The organism is Streptosporangium sp. NPDC000509 (assembly GCF_042898365.1).
GTDB lineage: Bacteria > Actinomycetota > Actinomycetes > Streptosporangiales > Streptosporangiaceae > Streptosporangium.
On sequence record NZ_JBIAYX010000002.1, the window covers coordinates 501,532 to 521,691 of the forward strand.

A 20,160-nucleotide genomic window follows, 5' to 3' on the forward strand; every position below is an offset into this window, starting at 1 on the left:
GCGTCCCGAGACGTCCCACACCCGGACCGTGCCGTCCTCACCCGCGCTCGCGACCCGCCGCCCGTCCGGACTGAACGCGACGTATCTGACCGCTCCCCGGTGGCCGCGGAGCACGAGCGGCTCCCCTGCTCCCGAGGCGTCCCAGACGCGGGCCGTGCCGTCGTTGCCGCCGCTGACGACCCGCCGCCCGTCCGGGCTGAACGCGACGCTCCACACCATCCCGAGGTGACCGCGAAGGAGCACGGGCTCCCCGCGCCCCGAGGCGTCCCAGACGCGGACCACGCCGTCCTCCAGCGCGCCCGCCACCCGCCGCCCGTCCGAGCCGAACGCGACGTCGAGGACCTCCCCGCCCTTCGGACGCAGCACGACCGCGTCGCCCTCGCCGGTGACGCTCCCGACGCGGACCGTACCGTCGCTGCCGGCGCTCGCCACCCGCCGCCCGTCCGGGCTGAGATCGGCGCTCCACACCTCCCCGGTGTGACCGCGCACGATCGCGGCGTCACCCGCCGCCGTCACGTCCCACATCCGTACGGTGCCGTCGTCGCTCGCGCTCGCGAGCGTGCGGCCGTCCGGGCTGAACGCGGCGCTCCACACGGTGCCCCGGTGACCGCTCAGCACCAGGGGGGCGATGGAGCCGCCCGCGCCCCAGACGTGGACCGTGCCGTCGTTGCCGACGCTCGCGATCCGCCCGTCACGGCCGAACGCCACCCCCTCGACGGTGCCGTCGTGCCCGCGCAGGACCTTGGAGGTGCCGTCGTGCCCGCCCGCGCCCGCACCGGGCACCTCCCACGTCCGCACGGTGCCGTCGGTGCTCGCGCTCGCCAGGCGGTCGCCGTCCGAGCTGAACGCCACGCTTTCCACCGAGTTCTCGTGTCCGCGCAGCACCGTGGGCCGCTTTTCGCCCTCCGGGTCCCACAGCCGTACCGTGCCGTCGCCGCCCCCGGTGACCAGGCGCCTGCCGTCAGGGCTGAACGCCACCCCCAGGACCCGCCCCTCGTGCCCGCGCAGGACCTTCGGCGCCCCGCCGTCGGCGAGGTCCCACACCCGCACCGTGCCGTCGTTGCCGGCGTCGGCCAGGCGCCGCCCGTCGGGGCTGAAGGACACGTTCCACACCGCTCCCTCGTGTCCTCGCAGAACCTCGGGCGCCTCCACACCCGTCAGGTCCCACACCCGCACCGTCCCGTCGAGGCCCCCGGCGGCCACGTAGCGGCCGTCGGGGCTGAACACCGGGTTCCACGCCTCGCCGTCGTGTCCCCGCAGCACGACCGGATCGTCCGGTGACAGGCCCCGACCGTTCACCTTCCACACCCGTACGGTCCCGTCACCGCTGCCCGTGACCAGGAGGCGCCCGTCAGGGGAGAAGGAGGCACCGCAGACCTTGCCGCCGGCGACGGGCAGGATGAAACCCACCCGGGAGTCGACGACGGCCTGCCTGAGGACCGAGGCGGCCTCGACGGTGTGGCTGACCTCGTACGCCCGCCGGGCCAGCAGCAGGCCGAGCTGGGGATCGAGCTGGAGCCTGCCGCGGGCGTCGGCGGCGAGCTGGCGGGAGTAGGCGAGCTCCTGGCCGTGCTGTGCCCGGTCCGCCAGGACGAAGGCCATCACGGCGAGCGCGCAGACCACCACTCCGACCACCGTCGTGCCGATCAGCGCCAGCCGGACCCGCCTGCCGCTCGCGGCGCGCTCACGGGCCTCGCGTGCCCGCGCGGCCTCCAGGAAGGCGCGCTCCAGGTCGTTGAGCCGGTCGAGTTCGCGGCCCTCCCAGGCGGTCAGGCGCATCCCCCGGTAGAGAAGCTCGTCCTCGCGCCCGTGCTGCCCCCACTCCGCGGCGGCCTCGGTGAGCCGCCGGTGAAGACGGACGAACTCCCGGTCCTCGGCGAGCCAGCCCCGCAGCCTGGGCCAGGAGCGGATGACCGCCTCGTGCGCCACCTGGACGCTGTCCTCGTCGACGGTGAGCAACCGGGCCTCGGTGAGCCTGCTCAGCACGGTCGCCACCGCCGTACCGTTCGGGCCGGAGAGAAGCTCGTCGGGGGCGACGCGGCGGCGGGTGTCCTCGGTGCCCTCGCCAAGCGCCGTCAGGCGCAGGAACACGTTCTTGACCAGGTGGCGCTCCCCGTCGCCGAACTCGCCGTAGACCCGCTCGGCGCTCTGCGCGATGGCCCCCTGGATGCCCCCGGCCGCGCGGTACCCGGTGAGCGTCATCGCGTCGCCCTTGCGCCGCTTCCACGTCTCCAGCAGCGCGTGCGAGAGCAGCGGCAACGCCCCCGGCTCCGTACGGCAGTCGCCGAGAATGGCCTCGACGAGCGCCCGGTCGACCCTGAGCCCGGCGCGGGTCGCCGGTCCCGTGACCACCTGCCGCAGATCGTCGTCGTCCATGGGCCCGATCAGCAGCTGCCGGTCGCGCAGCGCGGCCACCAGCGGCGGATGTTCCGCGCACCTGGCGTAGAAGTCCGCGCGAACCCCCAGCACCACCCGCGCCCGGTCGCCGCCGTCCGCCGCGGCGAGCAGCCAGTCGAGGAAGGCCACCCGTTCCCGCTCGTCGCCGCAGAGCGTGAAGACCTCCTCGAACTGGTCGACCACGATCACGGCACGCGCCGACCTCGGCCGTCCCTCCAGCAGCTGCCCGACGTCGAGGCGGGCGTTCGCGTGCCCTGCCGTCAGCCCCGCGTGGAGTGAGGAGGCGCTCACGCTCATCGCGTTCGCCAGGCCGATCGCGAGCTCCTCCAGCGGATGCTCGCCCGGGGTCAGCAGCAGCGTCGGCCACGCCTCGCTCCCCGGCAGCGCTCCGCCCCACAGCGTCGGCAGGAGCCCCGCACGCAGCAGCGACGACTTCCCGCTCCCCGACGGGCCGAAGACCGCCAGCAGGGAGGTGTTCTCCAGCCGCGCGCACAGCTCGGCGACCAGGTCCTTCCTGCCGAAGAACCGGTCGGCGTCACCGGGGTCGAAGGTCACCAGCCCCAGGTACGGGGCGTCCTCGCCCTCCTTGGCCCGCTCGGCGGCGTCCGCCGAGGCGAACTCCGCGGCCAGCGTCCGCCATCGCCTCTCCCAGGCCGCGGGGTCGCCGCCGCACGCCTCGACGTAGGCGAGGGTGACCGCGAGCGTGGGGAAGATCTCCCCTCCGGCCGCCTCCGACAGTGCCGTCACCGAGTAGTGCGCGCGCCGGGACAACTCCCGGTAGCTCGGCTTTCCCGCTGCCTCCCGCAACTGCCGTAGTTCTGACGCGAACCGCTGAAGTGGGCTCGCGTCGGGATCGAGTGCCCTTTCGGGTCGCCCCATTCAGCCCCCGCCGGCATGCGATCGTCGTTGTCTTCTCCAGCAGATCAATTCTGGACAAGTCGAGATGCAACCATGCCCGGCCTTACGGGTCCAGGGGTTGGGCCGAATCGCCGGATCGGCGCCCGTCGAAAACGACGTCGCCGAGGAGGCCCCGCCGGGAGGCACACCCCCGCACCGGCCCCAGAGAAAACGGTGCGGGGGTTCTCGTGCCGTCCTTTCGGTATCGCTCACGCGCGCGATCCGACGGCGAAACGCCGGCCTCTTCGTTCCCCGTGGAGGCTCGGCGTCCGAGCACCGCCCGGGGGGGTTCCGGCCTGCGGACCGGAGCCACCCCGGGCGGAATCAGGTGGTTCTGAGGAGTGACGCGCGTCGCCCTGGCACGTTCCCCATCACGGGCCGCTCACGGCGGCCGGGCTGTACTCCCCCTGTTCTAGCGCTTCCGGCTTTGTCCAGCACAGATCTCGCGAACTAGACAAACAACGTGTACCCGCAGGGCGAGACGGTCCGGGCCCGATGAGCGTCCCGGCGGGCGTGCGACGGCCCGGGCGGCGAGTCCCCCGCCTCACGGGCGGGCTCGGCCGCCCCTCCCGGATCGGCTCGGTCGTGCCTCTGTCGGGTCGGGTCGGCCGTGCCCTTCCCGAGTCGGGTCGGTGGCGTCTCCGTCGGATCGGGTCGGCTCGGACGCGCCCTTCCCGAGTCGGCCCGGTGGCGTCTCCGTCGAGTCGGCTCGGTCGCGCCTTTGTCAGGTCGGGTCGGCCGTACGCCTCCCGAGTCGGCTCAGTCGTGAGCCTTCTTCCCCTTGGCGTTGACCGCGTACCACTCGCCGCCGAAGCCGTCGACGTCATGTCCCTTGATCTCGCCGGCCTCGGTGTCCTTGGCGAAGTAGTAGAGGGGATGGCCGTTGTAGGTCACCTGCGTCGTACCGTCCTCCCGCTCGGTGGTGCCGAGCAGGTCCTCCTTGACGCCCTCACCCGCCTCCGGCGTCCCGTCCGTGACGTACGGCGGCCACGCCCGCGCGCAGGCGTCGGAACACGACGACTTCCCGTCCTTGTCCTTGTCGAAGAGGTAGAGCGTCCGCCCCTCCTCGCCGACCAGAACCTTTCCGATCTTCGTCTCACCCAGTTCGACCTTGGCCCTGGTCGCCTCCGAGGGCGAGAGCGAGTCGGAGGGTTCCGGCGAGGTGGGTGACGCTTTGACCTGGTCCGCGACGATCGGCTCGGTCGCACTCCCGTCGCCGGCGCCGCCGCATCCCGCGGTGAACACGCCGAGCGCGAGCACGCCGGCATGAAGTAACTTCCTCATCTCCGCCCCTCCAGGCAAGCAGTGCCATTACTCCTGGACAGGAGACACGCTGCGACCCCGACTGGAGGGCGCGACACGGACCCCCTTGGCAATCCTTTGCCCGCCCTGGCGAGATCCGTCCCACGCCCTGCCTCTCGCCGAGGTCATGTGCGAAACGCGGGGAAAGGCGAAGGCCACGGGGGCTGCGGGGAATGGCGGGGTGCGAGGTCAGCCGCGGGGCCGCGCGGGAACGGCCAGGGGGCAAGGTCAGCCGGAGGGCCGCAGGGCCGCGCGCGAGCGGCGGCGGTGCGCCTTCTGGCGGCACGCCGCGGTGCAGAACCGGGCGGGGCGGCCCGTGCGCGCGGCGTGGATCGGTTCGCCGCACACCTCGCACCGTGAGCGGATCTCGCCGCGAGCGCTCTCCTCACGCGATGCCGCCACGGCCCGAGTTTCGTTACGTAACGATACCGGGGGGTGAGTTTCGTTACGTAACGGTGTCGCGGCCGGCGCGGTGTCCGCGCGGGCGTCGTAGGTCGCGCGGGCGGCGGCGATCTCGTTCTGGTGCCGCTCCGTCCAGGTGACGAGCGACTGGATGGTGTCGTGCAGGGTCACGCCGAGGGGGGTGAGCTCGTAGTCCACCCGGGGCGGCACGACGGGGTGCACGGTGCGGCGCACCAGGCCGTCCCGCTCCAGATGGCGCAGGGTGACGGTGAGCATGCGCTGGCTGACGCCGTCGATCTCGCGGCTCAGCTCGGTGAAACGCAGGGTGCGGCTGTCGAGGAGCGCGATGACGAGCAGGGACCACTTGTCCGCGACCCGGTCGAGGATCTGGCGGACCTCGCAGTCTTCCCGGGTGTCCCACTGACGGGCGTCGTAGGCATCGTGGGCGCTGTGGGCGCCGTGGGCGCCGTCGGTATCGGGGCAGCGACTCGGTGACTTCGAAGTGCCTTCTTCCATGGTCATCGATGGTGTCTCATGATGCGACTACTTACAAGAGAGAACCGATCACGGTTCCCGCGCCTCTTCGAGGAGTCGTCTCGTGTCCACACCACTGTCCCCACCCTCGGACCGGATGAGCGGGCGTGCCTGGGGCATGCTGCTCGTGCTGTGCGGTGCGATCTTCCTGGAGGGGATCGACGTGGCGATGCTGAACGTGGCCCTGCCGTCGATCCGCTCCGACCTGGACCTGAGCACGGGCTCGCTGAGCTGGGTGATGAGCTCGTACGTGCTCGGCTACGGCGGTTTCATGCTGCTGGGCGGGCGGGCCGCCGACCTGCTCGGCCGGCGGCGGATGTTCCTGGCCTGGCTCGGCGTGTTCATCGTCTTCTCCGGCCTGGGCGGGTTCGCGACCGAGGGATGGATCCTCATCGTCGCCCGTTTCGTGACGGGAGTGGCCTCCGCGTTCATGGCGCCCGCCGGTCTGTCCATCATCACGACGAACTTCGCCGAGGGCCCGCAGCGCAACCGGGCGCTGCTGGTCTACGCGGGTACGGCGGCGGCCGGCTTCTCGCTCGGCCTCGTCGTCGGCGGCCTGCTCGCCGAGATCAGCTGGCGGTGGGTGTTCTTCGCCCCGGTGATCATGGCCTCCGCGGTCCTCGTCGCCGCGCTTCTCCTCATCCCGGGCGGCGAGCGTCCGTACCGTCACACGCGGGGCTTCGACCTGGCCGGAGCGGTCACCGTGACCGCGGCGATGATGACGCTGGTGTTCGCGGTCGTCCGGCTGGAGGACCCCACCGGGGGATGGGCCTGGACGGCCGGAGCGCTCGCCGTCGGAGTCGCGCTGATCGTCGCCTTCGTGGCGATCGAGCGGCGGTCGGCGGCGCCGCTGGTGCGTCTCGGCATCCTCCGCTCGGGCCCGCTGGTGCGCGCCAACCTCGGCGCGCTGCTGTTCGGGGGCTCCTTCTTCGGGTTCCAGTTTCTCGTCGTGCTCTACCTGCAGGAACTGCGCGGCTGGTCGTCGTTGCAGGCGGCCCTCGCCCTGCTGGCGGTCAGCATCGACGCCATCCTCGCGCCGACCCTCACCCCGCTGCTGGTGAACCGTTTCGGCAACGTCCGGGTGATCTTCGGCGGGCTGTGCCTCGCCGCGGTGGCCTACGCGCTGTTCCTGCCGGTCGGTCTCGACTGGACGTACGCGGCGATGTTCCCAACCATGATCATTCTTGGTCTCGGCTTCGCCCTGGCGTACGGACCGCTCACCATCGCCGCGACCGACGGCGTGGCCGAGGAGGAGCAGGGACTCGCCGGCGGCCTGCTGTACACCTCCTTCCAGTTCGGCGCGGCGCTCGGCCTGTCGGCGGTGACCGCCGTGAACATCGCCGCCACCGGCTCCGGCGGGTCCCTCCTCACCCAGCTCGACGGCTTCCGCACCGCCCTGGTCATCCCGTTCGCGATGGCCTTCGCCGCGGCGGCCGTCGTCGCGTTCGGCCTGCGCGGGCGCGGCAGGGCCGGCACCGGAATTCGCCGGGAGACCCCGGTGACCGTCGAGTCGCGGTAGGTCCCGCGCGGGGTTCGCGGACGGCCCGGCCCGCGAGATCGTGCGCGTTATGGTGACGTTCATGAAATTCGGGGTGCTTGGGCCGTTGGCGGTGTGGACGGCGGACGGCCGGCCCGTCGCCGTCCCCGGGCTGAAGGTCCGCGCCCTCCTCGCCGACCTGCTCGTCCACGAGGGTCGCCCGGTGCCCGCCGACCGGCTGGTCGACGACCTGTGGGGCGAGGATCCGCCGGGCAATCCGGCGGGAGCCCTGTCGGCCAAGGTCTCGCAGCTGCGACGGGTACTGGAGGACGCGGAGCCCGGCGCCAGGAAGCTGGTGGTGTCGCCGCCTCCGGGATACGTGCTGCGCGTCGACGCCGACGCGGTCGACGCGTGGCGGTTCCTGTCCCTCACCGCGGAGGCGACGCGGACCGACGACCCCCGGGCCAGGGCGGCGCTGCTCGCCGACGCGCTCGCCCTGTGGCGCGGCCCCGCGCTGGCCGACTTCACCGACGAGCCCTTCACCCAGCCGGTGATCGCCCGTCTGCACGAGCAACGGCTCACCGCCCACGAGGACCACGCCGAGGCCCGCCTCGCCCTCGGCGAGCACACCGGGCTCGCGGCGGAGCTGGGCGACCTGCTGACCCGGCACCCCCTCAGGGAAAGGCTGCGCGCCGCCCACATGCGCGCCCTCTACCGTTCGGGACGGCAGACCGAGGCGCTCCACAGCTACGAGGAGCTCCGCGCCCACCTCGCCGACGAACTCGGTCTCGATCCGAGCGCCGAGCTGATCGCCCTGCAGCGGGCGATCCTCGCCCGGGATCCGGCACTCGACCCACCCGCACCACCGGACTCTCCCCCGGCCGGGCCCGCCACGAACCTGCCCGCGCCCCTCACCGACCTGATCGGCAGGGGCGAGGCGACCGCCGAGATCGGCGCCCTGCTGCGCACCGGCCGCCTGGTCACCCTCACCGGTCCCGGCGGGGTGGGCAAGACCCGTCTCGCCGTCGAAACCGCCCGTGAGCTGACGGACGCCTTCCTCGACGGCGTGTGGCTGGTCGAGCTGGCCGCGCTCGACCGGCCCGGCGCCCTGGAGACGGCGGGCTCGCTGATCGACGCGGTCACCACGGCGCTGGACATCCATGACAGCGCCGGTTCAGGAGATCCCCTGGACCGGCTCGTCGGCGCGCTCCGCCCCCGGCGGCTGCTGCTGGTGCTCGACAACTGCGAGCATCTCGTCGAGCCGGTCGCCGAGCTGACGGAACTCCTGTTGCGAGCCGTTCCCGGCCTGCGCGTCCTCGCCACCAGCCAGGAACCCCTCGCCCTCACCGGCGAGGTGGTCTGGAACGTACCGCCCCTGGAGACGCCGGACGCCACCGCCGACCTCGAAGCGCTGGAGCGAACCGGTTCGGTACGGCTGTTCGTCGCCCGCGCCCGCGCGACGGCCCCCGGATTCACCCTTGACGCGGACACCGCACCGGCGGTCGCCACGCTCTGCCGCCGCCTGGACGGCATCCCGCTCGCTTTGGAACTGGCCGCCACCAGGGTCCGCGCGCTGGGCGTGCACGGTCTCGTCGCCCGCCTCGACGACCGCTTCCGTCTCCTGTCCACCGGGTATCGCGGTGCCCCGCCCCGCCAGCGGACGCTGCACACGATGATCAGCTGGAGCTGGGACCTCCTCACCGACCCGGAGCGCCTCACCCTGCGCCGTCTGGCCGTGCACACCGGCGGCTGTACGCTGCCCGCCGCCGAGGCCGTCTGCGGCGCCGACGACCTTCCGGCCTCCGACGTGCTCGATCTCCTGGTACGCCTGGTCGACCGCTCCCTGGTCACCGTCACCCACACCGCCGACGGCCCCCGCTACCGTCTCCTGGAGTCGGTGGCCGCCTACTGCGTCGAACGCGTCCACGAGGCGGGCGAGTTCGAGTCCCTGCGGCGGCGCCACCGGCGCCACTACGTCGATCTCGCCGAGGAGGCCGGACGGCACCTGTACGGGCACGACCAGAGGCTGTGGCTGCGCCGCCTCGACGCGGAGACCGCCAACCTGCGCACCGCGCTCGACGGCGCGGTGACCGGCCGGGACAGGGAGGCCGGGCTGCGACTGGTGAACGCGATGACCTGGTACTGGTTCCTGCGCGGCAGGCTGGCGGAAGCCCGGCGCTCCCTCGCCTCGGCGCTGGCCATCGCCACCGAGACGCCGGGTTCCGCGCCTGGAACGCCGGGCTTCACGGCCGAGACGCCAGGCATCACGGTCGAGACGCCGGATTTCGCCGTCGAGGTCCCGGACATCACCGCCGAGACGCCACGCCTCACCGCTGACACGTCGGGCGTCACCGCTGACGTGTCAGACGCCGCGCGGATCCCCGCGCTCCGTGCCAGAGCCCTCGCCTGGCAGGCGGGCATCGCGTTCATGCACGGTGAGGTGGCCGATCAGGCGGCCATGCGTCTGTACGAGGACATCGACGACCCGGGTGAGCGCGCCAGAGCCCAGTGGTTCCTCGCCTTCACCGGGATGGGCACCGGCGACCTGTCGGCCGGCGAGAAACTGCTGGACGAGGCACTGACCGCCTTCGGCGCCCTCGGCGACCGGTGGGGCACGGCCGCGGCTCTCGTCACCCGGGCCAAACACGCGCACATCCGGAGCGACGTGGCCACGCTCGAACGCGACAGCGAGCGGGGAGCGGAACTCTTCGGCGAGCTCGGCGACCGCTGGGGCCGGCTGCAGGCGACGGAGTGGCTCGGCGGGCTGGCGGAGATGACCGGCGACTACGAGCGGGCCGACCGGCTGCACCGGGACGGGCTGCACATGGCCGAGGAGCTCGGGCTCTGGCCCGAGGTCGCCGTACGGCTCGCCTGGGTCGGCTGGATCGCCCTCCAGCGCGGCGACCACACCCGGGCGCGGGAGTCCGGCGAGCGGGCGGCACGGCTCGCCGCCGAGCAGAGCCACCAGGGCGGGCAGATCTTCGCGGAGACGGTGCTCGCCTACGCCTCCAGGAGGGAGGGCAGGCTGGACGCCGCGGAGACACACCTGCGCACCGTCCTGAGGTGGACTCCGAGGCAGGAGGGGGTGACGGACAATCTCGTACACCTACCGATGATCCTGGTCGAGCTCGGTTTCGTCTTCGAGGAGCGCGGCGACGCCGCGACGGCGCGGACCATGCACCTGGAGAGCCTCGCGATCGCCCGCGAACTCGACGCCGTCCGTGACGTGATGCGTGCCCTGGAGGGCCTGGCGGGGACGCTGTCCCTCGCCGGGGACCACGACCGTGCCGCCCGGCTGCTGGGAGCGGCGGCCTCGGCCCGCCTGTCGACGGCGATGCCACCGGCCCCCGCCGAGCGCGGCGACATCGACAGGATCACGGCGAGAACGCGCGCCGCACTGGGCGAGGACGGCTTCGCGTCCCGGTTCGAACGCGGCGGCGGCCTGACACTCGACGAGGCCGGATCGCTCGCCGTCCGGCCATGAAGGCGGCGGTACGGACCCGGCGAGCGGCGGGACCGAGGCCCCGGCCCATCAGCTTCGTTCCGGAACTCATGAACGGCTCGTTACCGGGCAAAGGGCTGTGATGCCGTGTCCGGCGTCGCCGGTCGTTGACAACCGACCGGCCGTTGGCGACGGTGAACTGCCGTGATCGGGCCGTGAGGGGAGGGACGAGGGCTTGGGCGACGTCGAGCGAGAAGATCCGGCACCCACCCCCGGGCAGGTCAGGGCCCTCCTGCAGAGGGCGGGGCGCCTGGGGTCCCACGCGCGCACCCTGCTCGCCGACGACGCCGAGGCGCGCGCCGACGTCCAGCGGGCGCTCTCCCTGGTGCGTACGCGCCTGGCACGTGAGGAACTCGGGTCCATTCCCCTGGCACGCCTGAAGGACGTCACCGTGGGACGGCTCCGGGTCAGCGCCCTCGAACAGGCCGGCCACCAGACGGTCCTCGACATCCTGGACACCACGCCGTACGCGCTCCAACTGCTCCCCGGGGTCGGGGCGTGGAACGCGAGACAGGCGCACGCCGCCGCCGGGCAGATCGCCAAGGCGGTGGAGGAGACGGTGGCGCTGCGGATCGACGTCGACCGGCAGGACGACGAGACCACGGCCCTGCTGATCGCACTGAACCGGCTGGTGAACGCGGGCCCCGACCTGCCGCGCGCGGGCGCCGCCGCGCGCAGGATCGCGGAGCGGCTCGCCTCGCTTCTGCCCGCCGCACAACCCGCTCGCGGGTGGTTGCGGATGCTGCTCGCGGGCCAGGAGGGCCGTCGCCGGGCGCGGGAGGCCGTCGCGCGGATCGAGGACGTGATCGCGGAGGCGAACGCGTCCGACACGGCGCTGCTCTTCGGCCAGGTCTCCGTGGACCTGCTGCGCCCGCCGGTCTCCGGCCTTGAGGCGTGGGTCGACTTCGAGTTCCGCGCGTCCGAGTACTACAACCTGCTCGCCGAGATCGCGGCGACGGAACCCGACAGGGTCGCCTCCGAGGGTTTCCTGCCCGACGACATCTCCTCGCGGGTGAAGGCCCAGAACCTCGACGACACCCACCGCAGGGTCTCCCTGCGCGGCTACCAGTCGTTCGGCGCCCGCTTCGCCCTCGCCCAGCGCCGGGTGATCCTGGGGGACGAGATGGGCCTGGGCAAGACCATCGAGGCCATCGCCGTCCTGGCGCACCTCCGGGCGCGCGGCGAGAGCCACTTCCTGGTGGCCTGCCCGGCCAGCGTCCTGATCAACTGGGTGCGCGAGGTCGAGACCCGCAGCACGCTGCGGGCCTACTCCCTGCGCGGCGGCGACCGGGCCGCGGCCCTCGCGGAGTGGGTGCGCACCGGCGGCGTCGCCGTGGCCACCGTCGACACCCTGCATCGGCTGGAGATTCCCGACGACGTCGCGCTCGGGATGCTCGTGGTCGACGAGGCCCACTACGTGAAGAACCCGGCCGCGAGGCGTTCCCAGGCCGTCGCCCGGTGGTGCGACCGTACCGAGCGGGTGCTCTTCATGACCGGGACCCCGATGGAGAACCGCGTCGAGGAGTTCCGCAACCTCGTCGGCTATCTCAGGCCCGATCTGATCCCCGCCCTCCGGAACGGCGACGCGACGGCGGGAGCCGCGGGGGCGGCGGGAGCGCAGGCCTTCCGCAGGGCCGTGGCACCGGTCTACCTGCGCCGCAACCAGGAGGACGTGCTCACCGAGTTGCCCGACCTCGTCCACGTGGACGAGTGGGAGGAGTTCGGCGAGGCGGACCTCGCCGCCTACCGGAAGGCCGTCGCCGACGGGAACTTCATGGCGATGCGCCGGGCCGCCTACGCCGTACCGGAGACGTCGGCCAAGCTCCAGAGGCTGCTGGAACTCGTCGACGAGGCGGCGGGCAACGGTCTCAAGGTCGTGGTCTTCTCCTACTTCCGCGACGTCATGGCCGCCGTCCACCAGGCCCTCGGCGGCTCCGGCACCCCCCAGGCCCCCGGGGACCCCGGCGGCCGGGTGCACGGGCCGATCTCGGGCGATCTCGGCGCCGACCGCCGTCAGCAGGTCGTCGACGAGTTCACCGCGGCCCAGGGACACGCCGTACTGCTCAGCCAGATCCAGGCGGGCGGGGTCGGCCTCAACCTGCAGGCCGCCTCCGTCGTGATCATCTGCGAGCCCCAGGTCAAGCCGACCATGGAGAGCCAGGCCGTGGCCCGCGCCCACCGCATGGGACAGGTGCGCAAGGTCCAGGTGCACCGCATCCTCACGGCCGACAGCGTCGACCAGCGCATGCTCGACATCCTGCGCGGCAAGGCCGGGCTCTTCGACACCTACGCCCGCCGCAGCGACCTGGCCGACTCCACCCCCGACGCGGTCGACATCTCGGAACAGGCACTCGCCCGCCAGATCGTCGAGGAGGAACAGCGACGCCTCGCGACGGCACGGCCGGCGCAAGACTGAGAAGGGCGCTCGCCGCCCTTCGGCGGTCGACGCGAGGAGCGAGGAGCCGACCGCGACACGGTGCGGCAGGTTCGCGTTAAATCGCGCAAACCCCCCTGTTGCAAAGCGGTAACTTCTGTGAAACTTTCACAAGCGCGGGCAGGGCGGCGCGACCCGTTTTCGGACGAGCCTCCAGGCAGGGGCAGCCGCCCTGACAACGCCACGTCAGCGAGAGTCGTGACTCGTTGACGCCGGATCGGGTCGTCGGATGTACTTCGCGGCAAAGCACTCACCTAAGGAGTCCGTACAGAATTGCCACGTTAAATGTTAGCGCTAACAATTTCGTAGGGCAGCTCACCGGCTGAAAGTCGGTGGCCGACCGTGCCGGTCACGGAAGGCCACATCCCCCCTTCTCTCAAAGGAGCACCCCCCAATGTCCTTGAGTCGCCGCCAGCTCTTCCAGGCCGCGGGCGCCACCGTCGCGATCTCGGCCGCGAGTCAGGTGGTGGGTACGTCCGCCGCCTGGGCCGCCCTCCCGTGGGCGCGCGCCGACATCGGCGTGTCCGCCTACGAGTTCGACCTCGGCCAGGTCCGCCTGACCTCTAGCCGCTGGCTGGACAACCAGAACCGCACCCTGGCCTACCTGCGCTTCGTCGACGTCGAGCGGTTGCTGTACGTCTTCCGCGCCAACCACCGCCTGTCCACCAACGGCGCGACCGCCAACGGCGGCTGGGACGCTCCCAACTTCCCGTTCCGCTCCCACATGCAGGGCCACTTCCTGACCGCGTGGACCCAGGCGTACATGGTGACCGGTGACACCACCTTCCGGAGCAAGGCCGAGCTCATGGTCGCCGAGCTGGCCAAGTGCCAGGCGAACAACGGCGCGGCCGGGTTCACCGCCGGCTACCTGTCGGGCTTCCCCGAGTCCGACATCACCGCCGTGGAGAACCGCACGCTCAACAACGGCAACGTGCCCTACTACTGCATCCACAAGACCCTCGCCGGGCTGCTGGACGTGTGGCGGCACATCGGCAACACCCAGGCCAGGACGGTGCTGCTCGCCCTGGCCGGCTGGGTGGACACGCGCACCTCCCGGCTCAGCTCCAGCCAGATGCAGTCGATGCTGGGCACTGAGTTCGGCGGTATGAACGCCGTGCTGACCGACATCTACCAGATGACCGGTGACTCACGCTGGCTGACCACGGCCCAGCGATTCGACCACGCCGCGGTGTTCAACCCGCTCGCCTCCAACCAGGACCAGCTCAACGGGCTGCACGCCAACACGCAGGTGCCCAAGTGGATCGGGGCGGCCCGCGAGTACAAGGCCACCGGCACGACCCGCTACCGGGACATCGCGACCAACGCCTGGGCCATCACGGTCGGCGCGCACACGTACGTGAACGGCTCGAACAGCCAGGCCGAGCACTTCCGCGCGCCGAACGCCATCGCGGGCTACCTGGCCAGGGACACCGGGGAGGCGTGCAACACGTACAACATGCTGAAGCTGACCCGGGAGCTGTGGACGCTCGCGCCGACCAGGGCCGACTACTTCGACTACTACGAGAACGCCCTGATGAACCACCTCCTCGGCCAGCAGAACCCGGCCGACAGCCGCGGGCACGTCACCTACTTCACGCCGCTCAACCCCGGTGGCCGCCGGGGTGTGGGCCCAGCCTGGGGCGGCGGCACCTGGAGCACCGACTACAACAGCATGTGGTGCTGTCAAGGCACCGGCATCGAGATCCACACCAAGCTGATGGACTCGATCTACTTCCACAACGGCAACACGCTCTTCGTGAACCTGTTCACGCCCTCCACCCTGAACTGGTCACAGCGCGGCATCACGGTCACCCAGACCACCTCCTTCCCGGTGAGCGACACCACGTCGTTGCAGGTCACCGGAAACGTGAGCGGGACATGGTCGATGCGGATCCGCATCCCTGCCTGGACCCAGGGCGCGACGATCAGCGTCAACGGGGTACAGCAGAACATCGTCACCACCCCCGGCTCCTACGCCGACCTGAACCGGTCGTGGACCTCGGGCGACACGGTGACCGTGCAGCTGCCGATGCGGGTCGTCCTGAAGCCCGCCAACGACAACCCGAACCTCCAGGCCGTCACCTACGGCCCGGTCGTGTTGTCGGGCAACTACGGCAACACCTCCCTGTCGTCGGCGCCGACGCTGACCCCTTCGTCGATCACCCGGACGAGCACCTCTTCGCTCGCCTTCACCGCCACGGCCAACGGGGCGTCGGTGAACCTGGGACCGTTCTACGACGCCCACAACCACAACTACGTCGTCTACTGGAACGCCACCGGCTCCCCCGGCGGCGGCGGTGGCGCGAGCTTCCGGCTGATCAACGTGGCCAGCGGGCTGGCGCTGGGCATCCAGAACATGTCGACCGCCGACGGCGGCCTCGCCCTGCAGTGGACCGACAACGGCACCGCCGACCACGACTGGGTGCCCGTGGTGGACGGGGGGAACCTGCGCTTCCGCAACGTCAACAGTGGCAAGGTGCTCGGCGTGGAGAACATGTCGACCGCCGACGGCGCCCGGGTGCTCCAGTGGGGCGACACCGGCACCGCCGACCACCGCTGGGCGATCGTCGACGTCGGCGACGGCTCGGTCAAGATCCGTAACGCCAACAGCTCCAAGCTGCTGGGCATCCAGAACAACTCCACCGCCAACGGCGCCCAGGCGGTGCAGGACTCCGACAACGGCACCGCCGACAACCAGTGGCGCTTCGTGCCCAACGGCGCGCGCCGCATCCAGAACGTGGGCACCGGCATGGTGCTCGGCGTCACCAACATGTCCACCGCCGACGGCGCGCTGGTCGTGCAGTGGGGCGACACCGGCACCGCCGACCACCTGTGGACGGCGGTCGTGGACACCGGCGGCTACCTGCGCCTGCGCAACTCCAACAGCAACAAGGTGCTGGGCGTGGAGAACGCCGCCACCGCCGCCGGGTCCCGCGTCCTGCAGTGGGCCGACAACGGTGCCAACGACCACCGCTGGCGGCTGCGCTACGGCTCCAACGCCGCCTTCCGCATCCAGTGCGCCAACGGCGGCCGGGTCCTCGGCCTCTCCGGGACGGCACAGGGCGCGCAGGTCGTACTCGCCGACGACAACGGCTCGAACAACAACCTCTGGAGGTTCCTCTAAAGCACGTGCTCACCGTCCTCAAAAGGTGAGGCACGTGCTCGCCGTCCTCGGCAGAAGCCACCCCGAAGGCGTACGCCCCGTCGGGTGAACACGATCGGGGACCCTGCGGAGCCGGAAAGGCGGGCTCGGTGCGAGACCGAGCCCGCCCAGGTCACGCGGCCACCGCGCGAGCGGGACCCGACCGGCTGGGAACGGCGGCCCCAGGGGGAGTACGCGGATCCGCGTACGGCGAAGCCTCGGATGAGCGGATGTCGCGCCGCGTCGGCGCGCCCAGACTCTGCGCATGCCCATCATGCTCATCCGTGCCTTCCGCGTGCCCGACCTCCGCGGGAAACTGCTCTTCACGCTGGCGATGATCATGCTGTTCAGGTTCGGGCAGATACTGCCCGCGCCCGGCGTGAACACGGCCGCGGTGCGGGAGTGCCTGGCCGGGGGAGCTCGCGGCGGGCTCATCGACATGTTGCAGCTGTTCAGCGGCGGGGCGATGCTGAAACTGTCGGTGTTCGCCCTCGGGATCATGCCGTACATCACCGCCGGGATCGTGGTCCAGCTGCTCACCGTGGTGATCCCTCGCCTGGAGGCACTCAGGAAGGAGGGACGACAGGGGCAGGCGAGGATCACGCAGTACACGAGGTACCTGACGGTGGCACTCGCCGTGCTCAACGCCACCACCGTCGTGTCGATGGCCCGAGCGGGCCAGATCTTCCCCAACTGCGACCGGCAGATGCTGCACGACCGGAGCCCGCTGACGATCGCGGTGATCGTGGTCACCATGGTCGCCGGAACGTGCGTGGTCATGTGGCTGGGCGAGCTGATCACCGAGCGGGGGATCGGGAACGGCATGTCCATCCTGATCTTCACGCAGGTGATCGCCGTGTTCCCCTCCTATATGTCGAACATTTTCCGCCTCAGCCCGCTCGCCCTGGCGACGATGCTGGTCGCGGGTGTCTTCCTGGTGGCGGCGGTGGTGTTCGTCGAACAGGCGCAGCGACGGATCCCGGTGCAGTACGCCAAGCGGATGGTCGGGCGCAGGATGTACGGCGGAACCTCGACCTACCTCCCCCTGAAGGTCAACCAGGCCGGGATCGTCCCCGTCATCTTCACCTCCTCCCTGCTCTTCCTGCCGCAGCTGGCGATGCAGCTGACGGGCGGTACCGGGCCGGTCTCGGCGTGGATCGCGCGCTATCTCGTCTCCGGCGACCATCCGGTCTACATCACGGCGTACCTCCTGCTGATCGTGGCCTTCACCTACTTCTACGTGTCCATCACCTTCAACCCCGAGGAGGTGGCCGACACCATGAGGCGGTACAACGGGTTCGTGCCCGGCATCCGGCCGGGTCGCCCCACCGCGGAGTTTCTGCGGTTCGTACTGTCACGGCTGACCGCACCGGGAGCGGCCTACCTCGCCACGCTGTCGCTCATCCCGATCATCGCGTTCATGGTGCTGCGCGATCCGGCGACCCAGCAGAATTTCCCGTTCGGCGGGACGAGCGTCCTCATCATGGTCGGGGTGGGGCTGGACACGGTGAAGCAGATCGAGGCACAGCTGGACCAGCGTGACTACAGGGGCTTCCTCAGGGGATCGTCAACCCCGACCTGAGCGCGAAGACGACCAGCTGTGCCCGGTCGCGGGCGTGCAGTTTCACCATGGCGCGGCTGATGTGGGTGCGGACCGTGTCGGGGCTGATGACCAGCTCCGCGGCGATCTCGTCATTCGACCGGCCGGTGGCGACCCAGGCGACCATCTCCCGCTCCCTGGGGGTGAGGGTCTCGAGACCCTCCACCGGGGTGACGTCGTGGCGGCCGAACAGACCGATCACCTTCCTGGTGACGGACGGGGAGAGCAGGGCCTCCCCCGAGGCGACGACCCTGATCGCGCGGGTGAGTTCCTCAGGAGCGCTGTCCTTGAGGACGAACCCGCTCGCCCCGGCCTGAAGGGCGGCGAAGACGTACCGGTCGACCTCGAAGGTGGTGACGACGACCACCCGCGTGGTGTTGAGCGCGGGATCGGCGGCGATGGCCCGCAGCGTGTCGATGCCGTCCATGCCGGGCATGCGGATGTCGAGCAGCAGGACGTCCGGGCGGGTCTCGCCCAGCAGTCGCAGCGCCGCGGCGCCGTCGGCGGCCTCACCGGCGAACTCCAGATCGGCCTCGCGGTCGATGAGCGCCCTCAGCCCCATGCGGACGACGGCCTGGTCATCGGCGAGCGCCACCCGGATCAGGCCCGCCGGAGACGTCACGCGATCCCCCGAGGGAAGTGGGCCACGACACGGAAGCCGCCACCCTCGCGAGAACCCGCGCCGAAGGCGCCACCGGCCTCCGTCACCCGGATCCGCATCCCGGCCAGCCCTCGGCCCTCGGCGGCCGTTCCCGAGGGGCCGCTCCCCCTGTCGGCGACCTCCAGGACGAACGCGTTCGGGTCATCGGTGACGCGGACCAGTGCCCTGGTCGGACCGGCATGGCGCAGGACGTTCGTCAGCGACTCGCGTACGACGCGGTAGACGACGCCTTCGAGGTGCGCGGGAACATCCGGCGCGGCAGGCTCGACGTCGACGGACAGCCCCGCCGCGCGCACCCCGCCGATCAGCCGGAGCAGGTCGTGGTCGGCGGAGGTCTCGGAGCCGGGAAAGGTCTCGGGGTCGATGAGGTCGAGCGCGGAGCGAAGCTGGTTGAGCGCCCGCACACTGGTCGAGCGGATCGCCTCCAACGACTCGCGGACCTGGTCGGGCCGCTCGTCGAACATGAGCAGGGCGACCCCGGCCTGCATGGCGATGGTCGCGAGCCCGTGCCCCGCGACGTCATGAACCTCTCCCGCGATGCGTGCCCGCTCCCGGGCGATCAGCTCCCGCTCCGCCTCACCGGCCGGTCCGGACGGTGCCGCGACCTCCGCCCCCGCCGACGCGGCCTCCGCTCCTGTCGCGGCCACACCCGTCGTCGCGGCCTGCGCGCCGGTCGCCGTCGCCGACTGTCTCACCGGCTTCACGAGCAGCGCCGGACGAGTCGGCACCGCGCTCAGACTCCAGCTCGCCGGAAGGTCCGTACCCGGAACCCTGCCGCCCGAGGGGTCCGTACCGAGAACCCGACCCGCTGGAACACCGGCTGGGGCACCGGTGCCCGAGGACTCGGTCGCGACGCCCGCGTTCCGGTCCTGAGGCTGGGTGGTCGCGCTGCGAGCGTGAACGAGACCGCTGGACGGCCACGGGATGGCCAGCCACCCCACCCACGCCAGCATGAGGATGACCGGCAGGTCACGCAGGCGTCCCAGTCGGGAAAGCGCCATCGCGGCCGCCGCTATGGAGTCGCACGGACGACCGTCCGGATGCGTGGGCTCGGTCACCGTCCTCCATCGGAACAGACTGGTACGCATCGATCCTAGCCAATGCGTGAAGGTACCGTCCGAACTCCGAAGCCTCGGAGATCTCGGGGACTTCGGAGTCCTCGGGAACATCGGGCACCTCGAAGGCGAGGACCGATCCGGTCGCCTACCGGTGGTCGCGCAGGGATTCCAGGACGCGCGTCAGTTCCTCGGTGACGGCGGGGAGGTCGTCGGGGTCGGTCGAGCGGGCCAGCCACAGGGCCGCCTCGTTCATCGCGCCGGACAGGAGGTGGGCGAGCGGCTCCACGGGCCTGCGGGCGATGACCCCCGCCTCGATCAGCGTGACGAGCGCCTCGGTGAGGTGCCGCGCCGAGGACGCCTCGTCCATCGCCCGCCACTCGTTCCAGCCGAGCACGGCGGGACCGTCGATGAGCATGATCCGCTGCACGTCCGGGTCGCGACTCACCGCGAGGAAGGCCCGGCACCCCGCGACCAGTTGCTCCCACGGGTCGTCGTACGCGTCCGCCGCCGCGGCGACCCGCTCGCCGACCTCCTGCTGCACCTGCTCGACGACCGCGTGGAAGAGGTCGGCCTTGCTCTCGAAGTGGTGGTAGAGCGCGCCTTTCGTCACGGCCGCCGCCCCGACGATCTGCGCCAGGCTCACCGCGGCGTACCCGTGCCGCGCGAACAGCGCCCTCGCCTCGGTCACCAGCGCCCGCCTGGTCTCCAGCCGTTGCCGTGCCCGGTTCACCGTGGTCTCCCTTGTTGACGTACC

General features: G+C 71.5%; 11 protein-coding genes. 5 read left to right on the top strand and 6 right to left on the bottom strand.

Going from position 1 to position 20,160, the window contains the following annotated elements; genetic code table 11:
* The 3 genes from ACFY3D_RS05830 to ACFY3D_RS05840 form a co-directional block, all read right to left on the bottom strand.
* A partial coding sequence (locus ACFY3D_RS05830) for a hypothetical protein (RefSeq protein ID WP_389975373.1) occupies positions 1-3,276 on the bottom strand: 3,276 nt, incomplete at its 3' end.
* A 777-nt stretch (positions 3,277-4,053) separates the two neighbouring features.
* Positions 4,054-4,578, bottom strand: a complete 525-nt coding sequence (locus ACFY3D_RS05835) for a hypothetical protein (protein ID WP_362903933.1) — start codon at positions 4,576-4,578, stop codon at positions 4,054-4,056.
* 246 nt (positions 4,579-4,824) lie between these two features.
* Positions 4,825-5,514 (bottom strand): winged helix-turn-helix transcriptional regulator, encoded by a 690-nt coding sequence (locus tag ACFY3D_RS05840; protein ID WP_389975376.1) that lies wholly within the window; start codon positions 5,512-5,514, stop codon positions 4,825-4,827.
* A gap of 82 nt (positions 5,515-5,596) precedes the next feature.
* Here ACFY3D_RS05840 and ACFY3D_RS05845 point away from each other — a divergent pair, with 82 nt between their 5' ends.
* The 5 genes from ACFY3D_RS05845 (at position 5,597) to secY (ending at position 17,669) form a co-directional block, all read left to right on the top strand.
* Positions 5,597-7,051, top strand: a complete 1,455-nt coding sequence (locus ACFY3D_RS05845) for an MFS transporter (RefSeq protein ID WP_389975380.1) — start codon at positions 5,597-5,599, stop codon at positions 7,049-7,051.
* A gap of 61 nt (positions 7,052-7,112) precedes the next feature.
* The gene (locus ACFY3D_RS05850; RefSeq protein ID WP_389975383.1) at positions 7,113-10,493 is read left to right on the top strand and encodes a BTAD domain-containing putative transcriptional regulator; all 3,381 of its coding nucleotides are present in this window, start codon (positions 7,113-7,115) and stop codon (positions 10,491-10,493) included.
* Positions 10,494-10,686: 193 nt separating this feature from the next.
* Positions 10,687-12,927 carry a DEAD/DEAH box helicase gene (locus tag ACFY3D_RS05855; protein WP_389975386.1) on the top strand — a complete coding sequence of 747 codons (2,241 nt, stop codon included), beginning with the start codon at positions 10,687-10,689 and terminating at the stop codon, positions 12,925-12,927.
* Between the two features lie 412 nt (positions 12,928-13,339).
* Positions 13,340-16,069: a beta-L-arabinofuranosidase domain-containing protein gene (locus ACFY3D_RS05860; protein WP_389975389.1), complete on the top strand. Its 2,730-nt coding sequence runs from the start codon at positions 13,340-13,342 to the stop codon at positions 16,067-16,069.
* A 283-nt stretch (positions 16,070-16,352) separates the two neighbouring features.
* A complete protein-coding gene (secY, locus tag ACFY3D_RS05865; RefSeq protein WP_389975391.1) occupies positions 16,353-17,669 on the top strand; it encodes a preprotein translocase subunit SecY in 1,317 nt (438 codons plus the stop codon).
* On the opposite strand, the gene ACFY3D_RS05870 is transcribed toward secY, so the two are convergent.
* From ACFY3D_RS05870 to ACFY3D_RS05880, 3 genes are all read right to left on the bottom strand, one after another.
* Positions 17,644-18,291: a response regulator gene (locus ACFY3D_RS05870; RefSeq protein ID WP_389975643.1), complete on the bottom strand. Its 648-nt coding sequence runs from the start codon at positions 18,289-18,291 to the stop codon at positions 17,644-17,646. The genes secY and ACFY3D_RS05870 overlap by 26 nt on opposite strands.
* 14 nt (positions 18,292-18,305) lie before the next feature.
* The gene (locus ACFY3D_RS05875) at positions 18,306-19,406 is read right to left on the bottom strand and encodes a sensor histidine kinase (protein ID WP_389975394.1); all 1,101 of its coding nucleotides are present in this window, start codon (positions 19,404-19,406) and stop codon (positions 18,306-18,308) included.
* Between the two features lie 145 nt (positions 19,407-19,551).
* On the bottom strand, positions 19,552-20,136 hold the full coding sequence (locus ACFY3D_RS05880; protein WP_362768519.1) for a TetR/AcrR family transcriptional regulator: 585 nt from the start codon (positions 20,134-20,136) through the stop codon (positions 19,552-19,554).
* Between the last annotated feature and the right edge of the window lie 24 nt (positions 20,137-20,160).